Here is a 17,864-nt window from a genome sequence, read left to right as displayed (position 1 = left end):
CCGCGATCGGCGTGGGTTGCCTCAGATTGCCGGACCGAGCAGGTCGTCGGCGTCGCGGATGATGTAGCCGTAGCCCTGCTCGGCCAGGAACCGCTGCCGGTGCGCGGCGTACTCGGCGTCCAGGCTGTCGCGGGCGACCACCGAGTAGAACACCGCGCCGCCACCGTCGGACTTGGGGCGCAGCAGCCGGCCCAACCGCTGGGCCTCCTCCTGCCGTGACCCGAAGGTGCCCGAGACCTGCACGGCCACCGAGGCTTCCGGCAGGTCGATGGAGAAGTTGGCGACCTTGGACACCACCAGGGTGGAGATCTCACCGCGGCGGAAGGCGTCGAACAGCTTCTCGCGCTCGGCGGTACGTGTCGAGCCCTGGATCACCGGGGCGTCCAACTGCTCGCCCAGTTCCTCCAATTGGTCGAGATAGGCGCCGATCACCAGGGTCTGCTCGCCGGGATGCTGCTTGAGGATCGAGCGCACCACCGCGATCTTGGAGTGGACCGTCGAGCACAACTTGTAGCGCTCCTCGGGCTCGGCGACCGCGTAGGTCATCCGCTCGCCCTCGGTCATGGTGACCCGCACCTCGATGCACTCGGCCGGGGCGATCCAGCCCTGCGCCTCGATGTCCTTCCACGGTGCGTCGTAACGCTTGGGCCCGATCAGCGAGAACACGTCACCTTCGCGGCCGTCCTCGCGGATCAGCGTCGCGGTCAGACCCAGGCGGCGGCGGGACTGCAGATCGGCGGTCATCCGGAACACCGGCGCGGGCAGCAGGTGCACCTCGTCGTAGATGATCAGCCCCCAGTCGCGGCTGTCGAACAACTCCAGGTGCCGATACTCGCCCTTGGTGCGCCGGGTGATCACCTGATAGGTGGCGATGGTGACCGGCCGGATCTCCTTGCGCTCACCGGAGTACTCGCCGATCTCCTCCTCGGTCAGCGACGTGCGCGCCACCAGTTCGCGTTTCCACTGCCGGCCCGCGACGGTGTTGGTGACCAGGATCAGCGTGGTGGCCTTCGCCTTGGCCATCGCCGCGGCACCGACCAGTGTCTTGCCGGCACCGCAGGGCAACACCACCACCCCCGAGCCACCCGACCAGAACGAGTCGGCGGCCATCTCCTGGTAGTCGCGCAGCTGCCAGCCGTCCTGGGCCAGGTCGATCGGATGGGCCTCGCCGTCGACGTAACCCGCCAGATCCTCTGCCGGCCAGCCGATCTTGAGCAGCATCTGTTTGACCCGGCCGCGCTCACTGGGATGCACCACGACGGTGTCGTCATCGAGGCGGGCACCGAGCATCGGCGCTATCTTTTTGTTGCGCAGCACCTCCTCGAGCACCGCGCGATCCAGGCTGACCAGGGTCAGGCCGTGCACCGGGCTCTTCACCAGCTGCAGACGCCCGTAGCGCGCCATGGTGTCGACGATGTCGACCAGCAGCGGCTGCGGCACCGCGTACCGGGAATGGCTGACCAAGGCATCGACTACCTGCTCGGCGTCGTGGCCGGCGGCGCGGGCGTTCCACAACGCCAGCGGGGTGATGCGGTAGGTGTGGATGTGCTCCGGGGCGCGCTCGAGCTCGGCGAACGGCGCGATGGCGGCGCGCGCCGAACCGGCCTGTTCGTGGTCGACCTCGAGCAGCACGGTTTTGTCGGATTGGACGATCAACGGCCCGTCGGCACCGCTCATGGCGCTGCTCCTCCTCATCGCTGGCGCTCTGCATCGTCGGCAGCGCGCATGGGCCCATTATCCGGACCGCCCCGACATGCGTCGCTAGTGCGCTGCGTCGTCGGGGGCTGACGACACCGACGTGATGCGGTGGATCGCGAAATCCTTCATCTGCCCCGACGTCGAATCGAACGCCACCAGCCGGCCGCCCAGGACCTGGGTGGGGGCGACCTCGCGCTGGGTGGCCACGCCGGCGGCGTCGACATAACCGATCATCACCGTGGCCCGCTCCAGCGCGGCGCGCTTGAGCATGATCATCGCGGTCACCGGATCCAGCCGGATGTTGTCGAACGGCGCCGACGTCACCGTGCGCAGCACCCGGACCAGTGCGGTCAGGCTGTCATCACCAGGACCGGGGTGTGGTCGGTGCCCGCGACGCTCCGCCGGGGTGTGCACCCGCATCCCGCGCGGCCGGATGTCGACGATCGTTCCGGAGGCATCCTCGGCGGCCGGGGCGAAACCGGCGTTGCGCAGCGCCGCCAGCACGTCGGCGAGCGGAGCCTGCGCCACCGCCACCGTCGGGGCCAGCAGCCTCAAGCACAGTGCCTCGGCGGCCGGAACGGCGACGGCCTGGGCCAGCAGCGCGGGATCCTCGCACCGCACGAAGGAGGCCGCCAACCCGATCCGCAGCTGGCCGTGCCGGCGCGCGACGTCGTCGATCAGGTAGCTCAGCCCTTGCGGCACCGGGGTCTTGGAGTGCTTCTCGAAGAATGCCCGCAGCCCCGCACCGGTACGGCCCACGTCCAGAGCGGACCGGATGGTCTGTTCGGAGACCCGGTAGACCATCGCCGCGCCGGCCGATTCCACCGTGGCGACGACGGCCAGCTCCTCGGCGAGGTCACGTTTCAGTGGTCCCGGCACCACCACGGTCAGATCGGCCTGTACCAGGAAGTGGTCGATCGGCTCGGGCAACGCCTTGGCCATCGCGGCCACCGCGGCGGCTCCGTCGGCGGCGTCGGTGTCGGCCAACAGGACCCGTCCCGGGGTACTGAGCGCGCCGCGGCCCAGTACTCCCAGGGTGTGCGCCTCGTCGAGCAGTTCGCCCACCGGGCCGGGCTGTAACCGGTTGGCCCAGCGCGGCCGGCGCCAGATGAGCGCCTGCGATGCGGTCACGGCGTCGACCCCGGCGCCCGCGGGCAGCTCGGCGAGCATGCCCAGCAGCAGTCGACGATCCATCGGGGCGGCGGTGGAGAACAGTGGGGTGGACAGGGCCGCCCGGGGTTTGCCGTCGGCCCCGCGGCTGCCGATCAGACCCGGCCGGGCCGCCAGATCCAGCCAGGTGGCGGCCAGCAGGTGCCAGCGCTCCGCGGTGGACTGCTCGGCGAACCGATCGGCGAGCACCGTCGGCGCCCAATAGGGGCCGTCGGCGTCGGGCCAGTCCCGTTGATCGACGCTCGCCGGGTCGGGAAAATCCGCCGCGATCAGCCGGGCGGTCGCGGCGACCTCAAGCAGCAGGCCCAGCCGGATCTCGTCGACACCGGTGGTCTTGGCCAGTCGCTTGACCTCGCGTACGCCCAGCCCGCCGCTGCGCAGCTCCGGCACCGGCGTTTCGCCCAGACTGGCCAGGATCACGTCGATTTCGCGCAACACATCGATCACCGCGCCGGCCGCCGCCGCGTCGACATCGGCCGCGGTGGTCTGCGACACCACCGGGTCGGGCTCGTGCAAGGCGATCGGGCCCGGCTGTTCGCCCCGCAGCACCTGCCCGACGAGCCGCGGCAGGATCACCGTCTCGTCGTCGACGCGGCGCAGCAGTCCCGCCGCCAGCAGCTGGGGCACCGGACGCTCCGGGGGCGCGTCGGGCGCGGCGTCGCGGGTGCGCCCGATCGGGGAACCGGTCAGCAGTTTGTCCAGCAGGTCATGCTGCGGCGCTGCCAGATCGGCGATGGCTTCGCGAAGCGCGGCGATGTCGGCCTCGCCGTGTGTTGGATCCTCGCGGGTCACCTGGCCCGGATGCCACGGCAGGCCGGTGCCTGCCTCGGCGGCGATGCGCAACACACCGTCCGGTTCTGTCGAACCCCAACACAACGCCCGCTCGATCAGGTCGGTCAGCGCCTCGGTCACCGCGTCGGCGGGGGCGCGCTCGCCGAGCAGGGCCAGCAGATCGGCGACCGGCACGCCGGTGGCGTCGGCATGCAATTCCAGCAGCGCATCCAGGACAGCGAGCCGCAGAAAATCCAGCTCATCGGTGGCAGCCCGAACCGACTGACGGGCCTGGGCCCGCGCCGCCAGCGCGGCGATACTGCCCGGCGGTGGTTGGGCGAGGTCGGGCCGTAGCTTCAGGAGCCGGATCAGATCCTCGTCGGGCAGGTCGGCCAGCCACGACCCCAGTGGGACACCCCGGGCGCGTTCGGTCATCGACGACCAGCGTAAGGCCCAACCGGTGAACGTCGTCGATCGCGACCTGTCAGAATGGTGCCGTGGCTGGAAACCAGGACAACAAGAACCGGTACGTCGACAACGGTTGGCCGAAGACCGACGGCGAACCCGCTGTCAGCGAGCTGCGCACCGATCGGACCGGCGCACTGTCGCCGTTCGGGGACCTCGTGTTCCCGCTGCCGTCCGACGAGCTGCCCTACCTGCATCCGGTCACCGTCGTCAACCGGTAGCGGTGACGCCATGACCGGGCCGCTCTCACATCTCGACGATCGGGGTGCGGCCCACATGGTCGACGTCAGCGCCAAGGCGACCACCAAGCGTGTTGCGGTCGCCGGCGGCGTGCTGCGCACCACCGCCGAGGTGGTCCAGCTGATCTCGGCCGGCGGACTGCCCAAGGGTGACGCGTTGGCGACCGCACGGGTGGCCGGCATCATGGCCGCCAAACGCACCAGCGATCTGATTCCGCTCTGCCACCAACTGGCCCTGACCGGAGTCGACGTCGACTTCACCATCGGCGAATCCCAGATCGACATCACCGCCTCGGTACGCACCACTGACCGCACCGGGGTCGAGATGGAAGCGCTGACCGCGGTCAGCGTGGCCGCACTGACCCTCTACGACATGATCAAGGCCGTCGACCGCGCCGCCGTCATCGACGACATCCGGGTGCTGAGCAAGGACGGTGGCCGCACCGGTGCCTGGGAGCGCTCATGAGTGCCCGGACCGCCCGCATCATCATCGCTTCCACCCGAGCCTCGGCCGGTGAGTACACCGACCGCACCGGGCCGATCATCGCCGACTGGCTGACCCAGCGCGGCTTCGCCCCGGTGCAGCCGGAGGTCGTGGCTGACGGTGAGCCGGTCGGCGCCGCCCTGCGCGCCGCGGTCGCTGCTCGGCCCGAGCTGATCATCACCTCCGGCGGCACCGGGATCTCGCCGACCGACGACACCCCGGCCCAGACGCTCACCGTGCTCGACTACCAGATCCCCGGCTTGGCCGATGCCATCCGCCGGTCCGGGCTGCCGAAGGTGCCGACCTCGGTACTGTCTCGCGGCGTGTGCGGCGTGGCCGGTCGCAGCCTGATCGTCAACCTGCCCGGGTCGTCCGGTGGGGTGCGCGACGGGCTGGGCGTGCTTGCCGACGTCCTGGACCACGCCTTGGACCAGCTCGCCGGCGGAGACCACCGGTGACGGCCCCCGGCCCGAAGGTCCTGCGGGCCGCCATCACCGAGCAGCCCATCGTGCTGTCCGAACACGAGGAGCTGGTGGGCCACCGCGCCGCTGGAGCAATCGTCGGATTCGTCGGCATGATCCGCGATCACGACCACGGCCAACAGGTCACCCGACTGGAGTACTCCGCGCACCCTACGGCGCAGCAGGTGATGGCCGAAGTGCTGGCCGAGGTTGCCGAGCAGGCGGTCGGGGTCCGCGCGTTGGCGGCCAGCCACCGCATCGGTGTGCTGCACATCGGTGACGCCGCTCTGGTGGCTGCCGTGGCGGCCGATCACCGCCGGGAGGCCTTCGCGGCCTGCGCGCTGCTTGTCGACACCATCAAGGCGCGGCTGCCGGTATGGAAGCACCAGTTCTTCGCCGACGACACCGAGGAGTGGGTCGGCTCGGCCTGATGGCCGCGAGGACACAAAAAACGGGGGCCGGTGATCCGGCCCCCGTTTTTCGTAGGTGCGTTACATAACCCGGCTGGGCTGCTGCGCGAACGCGTCCAGCGCGTCGTTGCCGCTGATGTTCTCCGACCGAACGGCCTGCCACAGCTGCTGGTGGAAGCCGACCGAGACCGCTTCCTGCCGGTTGCCGTCCGGAGCGGGAGCCGGAGCTACCTCGTCGCCGGGCGCCGGGGCTTCGGGTGCCGGAGCCTCCGGGTTCCACCAAGGCGCGGGAGCCTCGGGGGCCGGCGGCGGGACATCCTCGGCGATCGGGGCCGGGGCCTCAGGTGCCGGAGCCTCGGGGGCCGGGGCTTCCGGAGCGGGAGCCTCGGGAGCCGGCGGCAGGTCCTCGGCGATCGGGGCCGGGGCCTCGGGGGCGGGGGCCTCGGGAGCCGGAGCTTCGGGGAACCAGCCGGCGGGAGCCACCGGTGCGGCGCCCTCTGCGGGAGCCGGGGCCTCGGGGGCCGGGGGAGCCCACCACGGTGCGGGCTCGGGAGCCGGCGGGGGAGCCATCGGGTTGTCCAGGGCTACGGCCTCGCCGTTGACATCCGGGTTGTCGATCGGGGCGTCGGCCGGCGGCGCCGCCGGAACCTCGCGCTGCGATGCGCCGGACAGTCCGCGACCGCAGACCGGCCAGGCGCCACGGCCTTGCGTTGCCAGCACGTGCTCGGCGATCGCGATCTGCTGCTCGCGGCTGGCCAGGTGAGCCGACGGGGCGTACTTGCTGCCACCGTGCGAGCTCCAGGTGCTCGGCGAGAACTGCAGCCCGCCCTGGTAGCCGTTACCGGTGTTGATGCCCCAGTTGTTGCCGGATTCGCACCGGGCTACGTGGTCCCATTCGTCATCGGTAGCCGCGGCTGCGGTCCCGGCGAGGGCCAGGCTGCCGCCACCGATCACAGCTCCGGTGAAAGCGATTTTCGCGATGTTGACGTTCGATTGGGTGGGCTTGCGATGCCGTCCACTCATACGGTGGTGAATTCCTCTCTGTCTACGCCTGCGAGGTCAGCGTCGGGTTCGGACAGGGGGGACTGCCCGGCCTTGATGCACGCGGTGCGTCGTCGGCTTCACCCCGAGAGGCCGGTTAGGGCCTCAGGGCCGCTCTCGGCGGACCCGGTGGGTCCCCCGCCTCCATCCATCAGGTATTTGTGGTTTTCCTCTCCCGTTGGATGGAGCTCGGCGCTACGGGTGAGGAAAGGTGGATCGAACGGAAAATTTTCGATACACCCGGAGATGTACCGTAACCGGTCTTACCCGCCGAGTCACCCTTGACGCTCCCGGGTGTTTTCATCGCTGGTTCTTCTCAAACCACCAGGAACCGCCAGCGTTTATGCAGGTCAGAGGCCACTAAATCAAGCTGTTGTCGGTCCGTGATCAATTCGTTATGTGACGTAGATCATGCTAGCCGCCGGGTCTGATTCGGCGGTCCAGCTTCGTCTCTCCTTCGTCGAGCCTCGCTAACCGCCGGGTTTGATTCGGCGGTCGAGCTTCGTCTCTCCTTCGTCGAGCCTCGCTAACCGCCGGCGAACGGAGGCAGTACGTCGACCGTTTCGCCGGGCCGCAAAGCCGCCTCCTGGTCGCGCACCGCGACCCCATCGCGCAAGTAGGAGCACCGGTTCAGCACCGCCGCCAGCCGCTCATTGCGGGCGGCGAGGGCCTGCGCCAAGACGGCCACCCCGCCTCCGAGGGGCACGCTGACGGTCTCTGATTCGGTCCCGGCCGCGGCCCGCGCCGCAGCGAAGTAGCGGACCGTCACCGCCACGCCGGTATCGGTGACGTCGGTCTGATGGGTCATGGATCAGCCGCCGATCGCGCTCATCGGGCGGTCCGGCTGGATGAAATCCGGATCGTTGATGCCGTGGCCGGCCTTCTTGGTCCACATCGCGGCCCGCCACGCCTGCTCGATGGCGTCGTCATCGGAACCGTCTCGCAGTAGCGCACGCAGGTCGTACTCCTCGATAGAAAACAGGCAGTTGCGAATCTGGCCGTCGGCGGTGAGTCGAGTCCGGTCGCAGTCCCCGCAAAACGGCCGTGACACCGACGCGATGATCCCGAACGTGCCTGCCGGGGTCTGCGGGCCCTCGTCGACGAGCCAGAGCTCGGCCGGCGCGGAGCCGCGCGGCTTCGGATCGGGCCGCAGGGTGAACTGGGCCTGCACCGTCTCCAGCAGTTGTTCGACGCTGAGCCCGGCGTCGCGGTTCCAGTTGTGGTCGGCATCCAGCGGCATCATTTCGATGACCCGCAGGTGATAGCCGTGGAGTAGGCAGAAGCGCAGCAGGCTGATGATGTCGTCGCCGGTGATCTTGGGATCGAGCACGGCGTTGACCTTGATCGGCCGCATCCCGGCCTGGGCGGCTGCGTCGAGGCCGGCGAGTACGTCGGGCAGTCGGTCGCGGCGAGTGATCTCGGCGAAGTGGGCGCGGTCGACGGTGTCCAGTGACACGTTGATGCGGTCCAGCCCGGCCGCCACCAGGGCGCCGGCCCGGCGTGCCAGTCCCAGGCCGTTGGTGGTCAAGGCGATTTCGGGCCGCGGGCGCAGTGCCGCGGCGCCGGCCACCACCCCTTCGAGGTGGCGGGCCAGCAGCGGCTCACCGCCGGTGAACCGGATGTCGGCGATGCCCAGTCGGGTGACGCCGATCCGCATCAGGCGAATCAGCTCGTCGTCGCTCAGCAGATGCTTGCTGGGAATCCAGTCCAGCCCCTCGGCCGGCATGCAGTAGGTACAGCGCAGGTTGCAGCGGTCGGTCAGGGAGATCCGCAGATCGGTGTGTACCCGGCCGAAGGTGTCCACCAGCGGCCCGGTGGTCGGCATCTGCGTGGCGACGGCACGCTCCACGGCCTCGTGGAAGGCGGCCTTCCGGGCCGCCTCTTGGTGGTCCGCGTCGGCAGCATCCGTGTGTGGTGCCGGGGTGCGCGGACCCGGTTGCCTCAACGTCATATCTGTATCCGATTCGGTCGGCCGGGGAGCGACCGTGCGACTTCGGTGTCCGGTCCTGGTCTCCTCCAGCGGCTTCGCCAGCCTACCGAGGAAACCTGGGTGTTTTGCGGGTCTGTGTCCTAGTAAGATCGGCTGCTGACGCGTCCTGCGCAGGCGGGACGCTTCCTTTATGTCCCCGAGTACGTGATCAAGCAAGACAAGCAGGTGAGACCAGTGCCGACCGGCAAGGTGAAGTGGTACGACGCCGCGAAGGGCTTCGGCTTCCTGTCCCAGGAAGAAGGTGAGGACGTCTACGTCCGCGCCTCCGCCCTGCCGGACGGTGTGGAGGGTCTCAAGGCGGGCCAGCGGGTCGAGTTCGGCGTCGCCGCCGGACGTCGCGGGCCGCAGGCGCTGACGGTGAAGTTGATCGACCCGCCGCCGAGCCTGTCGCGGACCCGCCGTGAGGCGGCGCCGGCTGTCGAGCACCGGCACACCCCCGATGAGCTGCACGGCATGGTCGAGGACATGATCACCCTGCTGGAAGGCACCGTGCAGCCGGAGCTGCGCAAGGGCAAATACCCGGACCGCAAGACCGCTCGGCAGATCTCCGAGGTGGTCAAGGCCGTGGCTCGCGAACTGGACGCCTGAACCCAGCCGGTGCTGGCGAGCCCACTGCGGGTGGCGATCGTCGTTGACTGACTACTGAAAAGACAGCAGCGGCGGAGCGCCGCCCGCGACAACTGGTCTGACCACCAGACCTCCGGCCATTTTTCGTGTTAGGGTTTCGGTCATGACCCTGCAGCCGATCAATCGTCAGTCGATACCCGACGAGATCTTCGCCCAGCTCGCCGGCCAGGTCCTCTCCGGTGACCGGACGCCCGGGGACACCCTGCCGAGCGAGCGGACCCTGTCCGAGGCGCTCGGGGTATCACGCGCCGCCGTCCGGGAGGCGCTGGGCCGCCTGGACCGAGCGCGCCTCATCCAGGTCCGCCAGGGTGGGTCCACGGTGGTTCGTGACTTCCGTGCCGAAGCCGGTTTCGACGTGTTGCCGCTGCTGCTGGTGCACGGCGGCGACGTCGACCGCGCCACCTTGGCCAGCGTGATCGAGGCCCGCGCCATCATCGGTCCGCAGGTGGCCGCGCTGGCAGCGGCCCGCGTCAACGACGACACCCGCGCCCGGCTGCGCACCGTGGTCGAGGAATTGGAAGCCGAATCGGAACCCGTGCAACGCATGTGGCGTGCCCTTGGGTTTTGGGAACTCATCGTGGACAGCGCCGAGTCCATCGCTTTTCGGCTGTTGTTCAACACGCTCAATCAGGCATACGTGCCCGTCCTCGACGCGCTCGTCAACGTGATGGCTGCCGAGGTCAACGACATCGAGCACTACCGATCGCTTGCCGAAGCCATCGCCGCCGGTGATCGAGGTGGCGCCCGTCTGGCCGCGGCGGAGCTGCTTGACCTGGGCAGCGCCGCCTTCGCCGAGCTCGCCAGCCAGTTGGAGGGCCCGCGATGACGCGGAAACAGCAGACGCTGCCGGAGGCCTTCGCCGAGTTCATTCGGCACCCCAGCCCCTGGATGCTCCTCACGTGGGCGGTCGCACTGTGGGCGGCGCGCCTGGCTGTGGGTGGCTGGTCGATCGGTGACGCGATCATTGCCGTTGCGCTCCTTGCCTTTTCGCCGTTGGGTGAGTGGCTGATCCATACCGGAATCCTGCATTGGCGCCCGCGCACCGTGGTGGGCATCACGCTCGACTCGCGCCTGGCCCGTGACCACCGTCTGCATCACCGCGACCCGCGCGACATCCCGCTGATCTTCATTCCGTGGCCCAGCCTGATTGTGATCATCGCCCTGACGCCTTTGGTGTTGCTCGCCTTCGGGGACACCGGAAAAGGGCTCACGTTCGTACTCACCATCGCGACGTTCCTGGTCTTCTACGAGTGGATTCACTACCTCGTCCACACGGACTACAAGCCCCGCCATGCGATCTACCGTGCGGTGTGGCGCAACCACCGGTACCACCATTTCAAGAACGAGAACTATTGGTTCACCGTGACCAGCTCCGGTACCGCCGACCGACTGCTGGGCACCTACCCGGATCCGCGCACGGTGGAGTCGTCGCCGACGGTGCGAAACCTGCACGCGCCTACGGTGACCGGCTGAATCGCCGTGCCGCTCGTGGCCGCGGCGACACGACGGCGTTTGGTTTGACACCAACTGGTTAATCCTCCGGAGGCAGCGGTTCTCCGGCGGTGGCTGGTTCAGGAGGTGTCCGATGACGCAGCAGGTGCAGGTCAGCGAGGAGCAGGCACGAGCCGTTGCCGAGGAGTCTCGCGAGAGCGGCTGGGACAAACCTTCTTTCGCCAAGGGACTGTTCCTCGGTCGGTTCCCCCTACCGCTCGTCCATCCTTTCCCGCGGCCGGCCGATGACGACGCAGCGCGCACCGAGGAGTTTCTGGGCAGGCTGCGGGAGTTTCTCGACACCGTCGACGGCGCGGTCATCGAGCGTGACGCACAGATCCCCGACGAATACGTCAAGGGACTGGCCGGGCTCGGCTGTTTCGGGCTGAAGATCCCCGTCGAGTATGGCGGCCTGGGCATGTCGCAGGTCGCCTATAACCGGGCCCTGATGCTGGTGTCGAGCGTGCACCCCAGCCTCGGGGCGCTGTTGAGCGCCCATCAGTCGATCGGGGTGCCCGAACCACTCAAGCTGGCCGGCACCGACCAGCAGAAGCAGATGTTCCTGCCGCGTTGCGCGGCCGGCGCGATCTCGGCATTCCTGCTGACCGAACCGGACGTGGGCTCCGATCCGGCGCGACTGGCCTCCACGGCACGACCGATCGAGGGCGGGCAGGCCTACGAGCTGGACGGGGTGAAACTGTGGACCACCAACGGCGTGGTGGCCGAACTGCTGGTGGTGATGGCGAGCGTGCCCAAGGGCGACGGCCACCGGGGAGGCATCAGTGCCTTCGTCGTGGAAGCCGATTCACCCGGGATCACCGTCGAACGCCGAAACACGTTCATGGGGCTGCGCGGTATCGAAAACGGCGTGACCCGGCTGCACAAGGTTCGAGTGCCCGCTGAGAACCTGGTGGGACGCGAGGGGGACGGCCTGCGGATCGCGCTGACCACTCTGAACGCCGGTCGCTTGGCCATTCCGGCGATGGCGACCGGATCGGCGAAATGGTCGCTGAAGATCGCTCGGCAGTGGTCCCGGGAGCGGGTCCAGTGGGGCAGGCCGGTCGGCGAGCACGAAGCCGTCGCCACGAAGATCGCGTTCATCGCCGCCACCAGTTACGCGCTGGAAGCGGTACTGGAGCTGTCCGGCCAGATGGCCGACGAGGGCCGCAACGACATCCGGATCGAAGCGGCGCTGGCCAAGTTGTGGTCCAGCGAGATGGCGTGTGTCATCGCCGATGAGTTGTTGCAGATTCGTGGCGGCCGCGGCTATGAGACCGCCCCGTCACTCGCCGCGCGCGGCGAACGAGCGGTGCCGGTGGAGCAGCAGGTTCGGGACCTGCGGATCAACCGCATCTTCGAGGGCTCCAGCGAGATCATGCGCCTGCTGATCGCGCGTGAGGCCGTCGATACCCATCTGAGCGCCGCAGGGGAACTCGCCAACCCCAAGGCCAGGCTGGGGCAGAAGGCCAAATCCGCCGCCGCGGCCAGCGGCTTCTACGCAAAATGGTTGCCGCAGTTGCTCTTCGGGGAGGGGCAACGTCCCCTGGCGTACCGCGAGTTCGGCAGGTTGGCGACGCACCTGCGTTTCGTCGAACGCCACTCACGCAAGCTGGCGCGCAACACTTTCTACGGCATGGCCCGGTGGCAGGCCGGCCTGGAGAAAAGGCAGGGATTTCTGGGGCGCGTCGTCGACATCGGGGCGGAGCTGTTCGCGATGGCCGCGGTGTGCGTGCGCGCTGAATCGCAGCGGGTGGCCGACCGGGCCGAAGGCCAGCAGGCCTATCAACTGGCCGACGCGTTCTGCGAGCAGTCCCGGCTGCGGGTCGAGGCGTTGTTCGCCGCGTTGTGGACCAACACCGATCGCGCCGACACCCGGCTGGCCCACGCGGTGTTGGAGGACCGCTACATCTGGCTAGAGGACGGCATCCTCGATCCGTCCGAGGGCACCGGGCCGTGGATCGCACACTGGGAACCGGGAGCGTCCACCGAGTCGAACGTGGCGCGCCGGTTCGGCTAGCCGGGCACTTCGGACCGTCTGCGGCGCTCGAGTCGTGGCACTCTGGTAGTCATGGCCAGCTACCTCGCCGGCGGCGACTTCAAGCGCGACACCAACTACATCTCCACCCGGATCACCGCCGATGGCCGTGATGGGTATCCGGTCGAACCGGGCCGCTACCGGCTGGTCGTCGCACGGGCCTGCCCGTGGGCCAATCGCACCATCATCGTGCGCCGGCTACTCGGGCTGGAAAAGGTTATCTCCATAGGGTTTTGCGGCCCCACCCACGATCAGCGCAGCTGGACTTTCGACCTGGACCCCGGCGGCGTCGACCCGGTGCTGCAGATCCCACGGCTGCAGGACGCCTACTTCAAGCGCATACCGGACTATCCCAAGGGCATCACCGTTCCGGCGATGGTCGACGTGCCCACCGGTGCGGTGGTGACCAACGACTTCGCCCAGATGACTCTGGACTTCTCCACCGAGTGGACGGCCTACCATCGCGACGGGGCTCCGCAGCTGTATCCCGAACCGCTGCGCGACGAGATCGACGAGGTGGCCCGGCGGATCTACACCGAGATCAACAACGGGGTCTACCGGTGCGGTTTCGCGGGCACCCAGGAGGCCTACGACGCCGCCTACGACCGGCTCTTCACCGCGCTGGATTGGGTCAGCGAGCGTCTTGCCGATCAGCGATACCTGGTGGGGGACACCATCACCGAGGCCGATGTCCGACTGTTCACCACGCTGGCCCGCTTCGACCCGGTCTATCACGGACATTTCAAATGCAACCGGCAGAAGCTGTCCGAGATGCCGGTGCTGTGGGCCTACGCCCGGGATCTGTTCCAGACGCCCGGCTTCGGCGACACCACCGACTTCGTCCAGATCAAGCAGCACTACTACATCGTGCACGCCGACATCAATCCGTCGCGGATCGTTCCCGACGGCCCGGACCTGGCCAATTGGCTGTCACCGCATGGACGTGAAGCGCTGGGCGGCAGGCCGTTCGGTGACGGAACTCCGCCGGGCCCGGTTGCTTCCGGCGAGCGGGTGCCGGCCGGCCACGGAGCCTAGCCGTCAACCCAGCGCGTGATGATTCCAGCGCATACCCACCGCCCACTCGGCGTGCGGCACCGCGAACTGCTCGCCGGTGCTGGAATCGACGACCAGGGTGAGCAGCTGCACCACCAAGCCGCGCAGCGGACCGCGCTGCGCATCCACGGTGGGGACGGTGACGGCCAGGGTGCTGCCCGGCGGGTACACCCTGCCGGTGGAGTCGGCCGGGTCGTCGTACAGCCGCAGTAGCTGCCACGGCGCTCGCCCGATGCTCTCGTCCACCGACAGCTGCACGGGATGACGTGAGTCGACCGTCAACGTGCCTCGCGATTCGGTCAGCAGGCACTCATCGAGATTGAGCACGCTGCAGTACAGGTACGGCCCGGTGCGGGTGAGGTTCCCGATGGAGTACGCGCTGATCTGCGGCGGCAGCGGCTCTTCGGTCCGGGTGAACCACCAGGTGCCGAATCCGGCGAGCGCCGCAGTCACCACCGTCAGCACCGCCACCAGCACGGCCGTCGAGCGTTTCACCTGTACATCACCCCTGTCTTGCCGGATCGAGGCGGGCACCGTCCTGCTCGATCAGCACCGGCCGGTTGCCCCCCAGGCCGGGAATCAACGAGTCGCCGTGGAACGACAGGATGGTCTGGGCCAGACCCGGGATCAGCAGAGCGGTGATCGCGGTGAAGCCCACCCACAGGTCGGTGTATACCAGCACCCCCAGCGCGCCACCCAACACCCAGGCCAGTTGCAGGGTGGATTCGGTGCGGCCGAACGCCGATGCCCGGGACTCTTCGGGCAGGTCGTCCTGCAGTGCGGCGTCCAGCGACGCTTTCGAGATCGCACTGGCTCCCGAGGTCACCAGCGCGGCGACCGCCGCCATCACCAGGGTGCCGGCCACCGCTGCCGCCAGCGCGACAGCGGTCACCGCCATGGTGCAGCGCACCACCAGCACCGCGGGGCGGCCCAGTTGCAGTCTGGCGCTGGTGAAGTTGCCGGCGAAGTTTCCTGCGCCTGCGGCAGCTCCGATCAACCCGAGAATGCCGAGCTGCACCCACCCGCCGGCGTCGTGCTGTTTGGCCACGAACGCCGGGTACAAGAACAAGAACCCGACCATCGCCTTGATGGTGCAATTGCCCCACAGCGCGGCGATGATGTTGCGGCCCAGCGGCTGCCGCAGTGGTTGGCTCAACGCGCCGCCGGCCCGCCGGACCTGTTCGGGCCAGCTTCGGGGCCGTTCGTCGAAGCGGTAGCTCAAGGTGGTCGGGATCTCGCCGGTGGTCACTTCCACCCATCGCGGGATCCGCATCGACAGGACCGCCCCGGCCACCGAGGCCGCCACCAGCACCAACAAGGCGCCCGGCAGCTGCAACAGTCGGGTGAAGGTGTACTCGGCCGCTGCGGCGACGCCGCCGCCCACGATCGTTCCGCCGAGCAGGCCGAACATCGTCAGCCGGGAATTGACCCGAACCAGATCGATCGACGGTGGCATCACGCGGGGCGTCACGGCGCTGCGCAACACCGTGAACGATTTCGACAGTGCCATCATCGCCAACGCGCACGGGTAGAGCACCCAGGAGCCGAAGGTGCCCGCGACGCCGTCGTAGTTGGCGATCAGCACCAGGGCCAAGGCGGTACGCAGCGCGAATGACATGGCCAACGCTGCGCGCCGGCCGTGCTGGACGCGGTCCAGGGCGGGACCGATCAGCGGCGCGACCACTGCGAACGGCGCGATTGTCACCAGCAGGTACAGCGCCACCCGGCCCTTGCTCTCCCCGGCGGCCGCCGCGAAGAACAAGGTGTTGGCCAACGCGACGGCCATCGCCGCGTCCACCGCGAAGTTCGCCACCACCGGCCAGGTCAGTGCGGTCAGTCCGGATTTGTCGGCGCCGTCGGCGGTGGCGGCCCGTTGCACCAGCCCATACATCCGCGAGCCCATTTCGCGGCTTCGGGCAGCGGCGGCTCGGGTTACCGTGACGCGGTCGCCGGCACCCGAACCGCCCGAAGGCTCGGGACGGCGAGGCGTGTCGGTGTGTTCGCGCAGCGGTGGCAGGTACCGATTGGAGCTCGGCATGGGCTTGCGCTGCCGCTGGTCACCGGTGCTGTTGCTGGGGTAGTTGGCCATGCCGGGGTGCTGGCCGGCCGAGCCGTTGCGCGCACCGCGGCCGGGGGCCGGGGGCGGACGGCGGCGCCGGCCCGGTTCGGAGGGTTCACGACGCCGTGCAGACACATCCGCGATTCTTCCCTATGTCCGCCGCGCGACCGCGCAGGCCGTGGTCGTGCCTGCATGTGGCTGATGGAGCCACGCTGCGGCAGTATGAGGGGCGTCATTGAACGGAAGGGACCCGCGTGACCGGACCCAGCGCAGAATCAGCCACTGCGACCATCGCCGTACCCACGGTGCTGGCCGCGGCCGTCGAGCAGGCTCGCTCGGCCGTCGCCGAGTTCAGCGGCGCCGACACCGTCGGTGAGCACCTGGGGGTCGACTATGAGGACCCGACCGCCGCCACCCACCGGTTCGGTGCGCTGCTGCCCGGTTATCAGGGCTGGCAGTGGGCCGTCGTCGTCGCGGCCATCCCGGGCGCCACGGAGCCCACGGTCAGCGAGGTCGTGTTGGTGCCCGGCCCCACGGCCCTGCTGGCTCCGGAGTGGGTGCCGTGGGACCAGCGAGTGCGGCCCGGCGACCTGGGCCCGGGGGACCTGCTGGCGCCGCCCGCCGACGATCCGCGACTGGTGCCCGGTTACACCTCGAGCGGCGACCCGCAGCTCGACGAGGTGGCCGGGGAGATCGGCCTGGGCCGACGCTGGCTGATGAGCCCGGTGGGCCGCGCCGATGCGGCGCAGCGCTGGCACGACGGCGAGCACGGTCCGGATTCGGCGATGGCGCGGTCGACCAAGCGGGTCTGCCGCGACTGCGGCTTCTACTTGCCGCTCGCCGGTGAGCTGGGCACGGTGTTCGGCGTCTGCGGTAACGAAATGTCCGCCGACGGACACGTGGTTGAGAACCGGTACGGCTGCGGCGCGCACAGTGACACTCCGGCGCCCGCAGGCGCCGGATCCCCGGCATACGAGCCCTACGACGACGGCGTGCTGGAGATCGTCGACGTCGCACCGGTTCCCGCAGCCGAACCGGTTGGTGAGGTGAGCGCGGCGGCTGAGCCGGTGGCTGACGCGGCTGACGAAGAGACCGAAACCGTCGAGCCGGCAGACGAATCGATCGAAGCTCCCGTCGAAGCGCTCGCCGAGACAGCAGCGGCGCCGGAACCGGCCGAAACCGGAACCGACGCCGAGGCTGACGCTGCTGAGACGGTCGTCGAAGCATCCGCCGACATCGCCGACGTCCCAGGGGAATCCGGGGAGCCGGGCGAGCCGGAGACGCCCTAACCGAAGTTGAACAGGTACTCGCCCGGGAGCACAAAGAGCATGTTGAAAGCGGTGTTGACCACCGCGCCCGGTAGACCGACCACGTAGTTGACGATGTCCAGCGGGATGGTGGCTGCCTGACTGAAGGCCATCCCGAAGTCCAGGTTGATCAGGCTGGTGAACAGGTTCTCGAAGTCGTTGAACAACGTGAACGGCAGGCTGATGAACCGGTTGAACAGTCCTACGGCGGCAGCCACTTCCGCGTTGAACAGGCCGACGATGTCGAACGCGTCGGCGGCGCCGGGAACGTCCAACGCGTCGGCCGCGCCGGGCAGGAGGTCGGACAGGTCGACTGTGCCCGGGACGTTGAGCTCGTCGGCAATGCTGGACATGTCGAAAGGCGCGAGCCCGGCGAGGGTGTCGAAGCTGTCGACGACCGCGTTGGCGGCCAGCGTCACCTCGGCCGACACCGCGGCCGCGGCGCGCGTGCTGATTTCGGGTGACGCGACCACCGGGGTCAGGCCGGTGGCCACCAGCGCGGTCGCTGCCACGGCGATACTCGGCAGTCGCACTGCGGATTTCACGGTTTCCATGGATTCCTC

18 protein-coding genes and 1 riboswitch are annotated in these 17,864 nt (G+C 68.9%); of the genes, 10 read left to right on the top strand and 8 right to left on the bottom strand.

Annotated elements, in window-relative coordinates:
* Window positions 1–21: 21 nt before the first annotated feature.
* On the bottom strand, window positions 22–1,677 hold the full coding sequence (locus tag ACJH71_RS01105; RefSeq protein ID WP_406756196.1) for a DNA repair helicase XPB: 1,656 nt from the start codon (window positions 1,675–1,677) through the stop codon (window positions 22–24).
* Between the two features lie 84 nt (window positions 1,678–1,761).
* A complete protein-coding gene (locus ACJH71_RS01100; protein WP_406756195.1) occupies window positions 1,762–4,074 on the bottom strand; it encodes a helicase-associated domain-containing protein in 2,313 nt (770 codons plus the stop codon).
* Window positions 4,075–4,136: 62 nt separating this feature from the next.
* Between ACJH71_RS01100 and ACJH71_RS01095 the strand changes: the two genes are divergently transcribed.
* The 4 genes from ACJH71_RS01095 to ACJH71_RS01080 are packed head-to-tail and all read left to right on the top strand — an operon-like array spanning window position 4,137 to window position 5,719.
* Complete coding sequence (locus tag ACJH71_RS01095) at window positions 4,137–4,325, top strand: hypothetical protein (RefSeq protein WP_046282658.1); 189 nt, start codon at window positions 4,137–4,139, stop codon at window positions 4,323–4,325.
* A 10-nt stretch (window positions 4,326–4,335) separates the two neighbouring features.
* A complete protein-coding gene (gene moaC / locus ACJH71_RS01090; RefSeq protein ID WP_406756194.1) occupies window positions 4,336–4,809 on the top strand; it encodes a cyclic pyranopterin monophosphate synthase MoaC in 474 nt (157 codons plus the stop codon).
* Window positions 4,806–5,285, top strand: coding sequence for a molybdenum cofactor biosynthesis protein B (locus ACJH71_RS01085; protein WP_406756193.1), 480 nt, complete (start codon window positions 4,806–4,808; stop codon window positions 5,283–5,285). The genes moaC and ACJH71_RS01085 overlap by 4 nt, the downstream gene beginning before the upstream one ends.
* On the top strand, window positions 5,282–5,719 hold the full coding sequence (locus ACJH71_RS01080; protein ID WP_406756192.1) for a molybdenum cofactor biosynthesis protein MoaE: 438 nt from the start codon (window positions 5,282–5,284) through the stop codon (window positions 5,717–5,719). Before ACJH71_RS01085 ends, ACJH71_RS01080 begins: the two co-directional genes overlap by 4 nt.
* Before the next feature lie 60 nt (window positions 5,720–5,779).
* Here the strand turns inward: ACJH71_RS01080 and ACJH71_RS01075 are convergent, their stop codons facing one another.
* The 3 genes from ACJH71_RS01075 to moaA all read right to left on the bottom strand — a co-directional run bounded on the left by ACJH71_RS01075 (window position 5,780) and on the right by moaA (window position 8,564).
* A complete protein-coding gene (locus ACJH71_RS01075) occupies window positions 5,780–6,721 on the bottom strand; it encodes a transglycosylase family protein (protein ID WP_406756191.1) in 942 nt (313 codons plus the stop codon).
* Between the two features lie 9 nt (window positions 6,722–6,730).
* A riboswitch (cyclic di-AMP (ydaO/yuaA leader) is annotated at window positions 6,731–6,907 on the bottom strand.
* A gap of 358 nt (window positions 6,908–7,265) precedes the next feature.
* On the bottom strand, window positions 7,266–7,547 hold the full coding sequence (locus ACJH71_RS01070; protein ID WP_406756190.1) for a MoaD/ThiS family protein: 282 nt from the start codon (window positions 7,545–7,547) through the stop codon (window positions 7,266–7,268).
* Between the two features lie 3 nt (window positions 7,548–7,550).
* Window positions 7,551–8,564 carry a GTP 3',8-cyclase MoaA gene (moaA, locus tag ACJH71_RS01065; protein ID WP_406756563.1) on the bottom strand — a complete coding sequence of 338 codons (1,014 nt, stop codon included), beginning with the start codon at window positions 8,562–8,564 and terminating at the stop codon, window positions 7,551–7,553.
* A gap of 339 nt (window positions 8,565–8,903) precedes the next feature.
* On the opposite strand from moaA, the gene ACJH71_RS01060 reads away from it, so the two are divergent.
* From ACJH71_RS01060 to ACJH71_RS01040, 5 genes are all read left to right on the top strand, one after another.
* The gene (locus ACJH71_RS01060) at window positions 8,904–9,317 is read left to right on the top strand and encodes a cold-shock protein (protein WP_406756189.1); all 414 of its coding nucleotides are present in this window, start codon (window positions 8,904–8,906) and stop codon (window positions 9,315–9,317) included.
* Between the two features lie 142 nt (window positions 9,318–9,459).
* Window positions 9,460–10,182, top strand: coding sequence for a FadR/GntR family transcriptional regulator (locus tag ACJH71_RS01055; RefSeq protein ID WP_406756188.1), 723 nt, complete (start codon window positions 9,460–9,462; stop codon window positions 10,180–10,182).
* The gene (locus ACJH71_RS01050; RefSeq protein ID WP_406756187.1) at window positions 10,179–10,829 is read left to right on the top strand and encodes a sterol desaturase family protein; all 651 of its coding nucleotides are present in this window, start codon (window positions 10,179–10,181) and stop codon (window positions 10,827–10,829) included. Before ACJH71_RS01055 ends, ACJH71_RS01050 begins: the two co-directional genes overlap by 4 nt.
* A gap of 112 nt (window positions 10,830–10,941) precedes the next feature.
* Window positions 10,942–12,864, top strand: a complete 1,923-nt coding sequence (locus tag ACJH71_RS01045) for an acyl-CoA dehydrogenase family protein (RefSeq protein WP_406756186.1) — start codon at window positions 10,942–10,944, stop codon at window positions 12,862–12,864.
* 51 nt (window positions 12,865–12,915) lie between these two features.
* Window positions 12,916–13,917 carry a glutathione S-transferase family protein gene (locus tag ACJH71_RS01040; protein ID WP_406756185.1) on the top strand — a complete coding sequence of 334 codons (1,002 nt, stop codon included), beginning with the start codon at window positions 12,916–12,918 and terminating at the stop codon, window positions 13,915–13,917.
* Window positions 13,918–13,920: 3 nt separating this feature from the next.
* On the opposite strand, the gene ACJH71_RS01035 is transcribed toward ACJH71_RS01040, so the two are convergent.
* Both ACJH71_RS01035 and ACJH71_RS01030 read right to left on the bottom strand, forming a co-directional pair.
* Window positions 13,921–14,430 carry a DUF2771 domain-containing protein gene (locus ACJH71_RS01035; protein WP_406756184.1) on the bottom strand — a complete coding sequence of 170 codons (510 nt, stop codon included), beginning with the start codon at window positions 14,428–14,430 and terminating at the stop codon, window positions 13,921–13,923.
* A 7-nt stretch (window positions 14,431–14,437) separates the two neighbouring features.
* The gene (locus ACJH71_RS01030) at window positions 14,438–16,024 is read right to left on the bottom strand and encodes an MFS transporter (RefSeq protein ID WP_406756562.1); all 1,587 of its coding nucleotides are present in this window, start codon (window positions 16,022–16,024) and stop codon (window positions 14,438–14,440) included.
* 224 nt (window positions 16,025–16,248) lie between these two features.
* Between ACJH71_RS01030 and ACJH71_RS01025 the strand changes: the two genes are divergently transcribed.
* Entirely contained in the window at window positions 16,249–17,283 is a 1,035-nt protein-coding gene (locus tag ACJH71_RS01025; RefSeq protein WP_406756183.1) for a DUF3027 domain-containing protein, read from the top strand.
* Here ACJH71_RS01025 and ACJH71_RS01020 read toward each other — a convergent pair.
* Window positions 17,280–17,855 carry a hypothetical protein gene (locus ACJH71_RS01020; RefSeq protein WP_406756182.1) on the bottom strand — a complete coding sequence of 192 codons (576 nt, stop codon included), beginning with the start codon at window positions 17,853–17,855 and terminating at the stop codon, window positions 17,280–17,282. The genes ACJH71_RS01025 and ACJH71_RS01020 overlap by 4 nt on opposite strands.
* Window positions 17,856–17,864: the final 9 nt, after the last annotated feature.

It is taken from the genome of Mycobacterium sp. SMC-15, from assembly GCF_045310925.1.
Taxonomy (GTDB): Bacteria; Actinomycetota; Actinomycetes; order Mycobacteriales; family Mycobacteriaceae; genus Mycobacterium.
Note: the sequence above shows the minus strand (reverse complement) of the source record. Positions and strands in the feature narration are given on the sequence as shown.

Excerpts from the sequence above, each read along its gene's own strand:
- ACJH71_RS01105 (WP_406756196.1), bottom strand. The coding sequence starts at position 1,677 with ATGAGCGGTGCCGACGGGCCGTTGATCGTCCAATCCGACAAAACCGTG.
- ACJH71_RS01100 (WP_406756195.1), bottom strand. The coding sequence starts at position 4,074 with ATGACCGAACGCGCCCGGGGTGTCCCACTGGGGTCGTGGCTGGCCGAC.
- moaC (WP_406756194.1), top strand. The coding sequence starts at position 4,336 with ATGACCGGGCCGCTCTCACATCTCGACGATCGGGGTGCGGCCCACATG.
- ACJH71_RS01085 (WP_406756193.1), top strand. The coding sequence starts at position 4,806 with ATGAGTGCCCGGACCGCCCGCATCATCATCGCTTCCACCCGAGCCTCG.
- ACJH71_RS01075 (WP_406756191.1), bottom strand. The coding sequence starts at position 6,721 with ATGAGTGGACGGCATCGCAAGCCCACCCAATCGAACGTCAACATCGCG.
- ACJH71_RS01070 (WP_406756190.1), bottom strand. The coding sequence starts at position 7,547 with ATGACCCATCAGACCGACGTCACCGATACCGGCGTGGCGGTGACGGTC.
- moaA (WP_406756563.1), bottom strand. The coding sequence starts at position 8,564 with ATGCCGACCACCGGGCCGCTGGTGGACACCTTCGGCCGGGTACACACC.
- ACJH71_RS01055 (WP_406756188.1), top strand. The coding sequence starts at position 9,460 with ATGACCCTGCAGCCGATCAATCGTCAGTCGATACCCGACGAGATCTTC.
- ACJH71_RS01050 (WP_406756187.1), top strand. The coding sequence starts at position 10,179 with ATGACGCGGAAACAGCAGACGCTGCCGGAGGCCTTCGCCGAGTTCATT.
- ACJH71_RS01045 (WP_406756186.1), top strand. The coding sequence starts at position 10,942 with ATGACGCAGCAGGTGCAGGTCAGCGAGGAGCAGGCACGAGCCGTTGCC.
- ACJH71_RS01040 (WP_406756185.1), top strand. The coding sequence starts at position 12,916 with ATGGCCAGCTACCTCGCCGGCGGCGACTTCAAGCGCGACACCAACTAC.
- ACJH71_RS01030 (WP_406756562.1), bottom strand. The coding sequence starts at position 16,024 with ATGGCCAACTACCCCAGCAACAGCACCGGTGACCAGCGGCAGCGCAAG.
- ACJH71_RS01020 (WP_406756182.1), bottom strand. The coding sequence starts at position 17,855 with ATGGAAACCGTGAAATCCGCAGTGCGACTGCCGAGTATCGCCGTGGCA.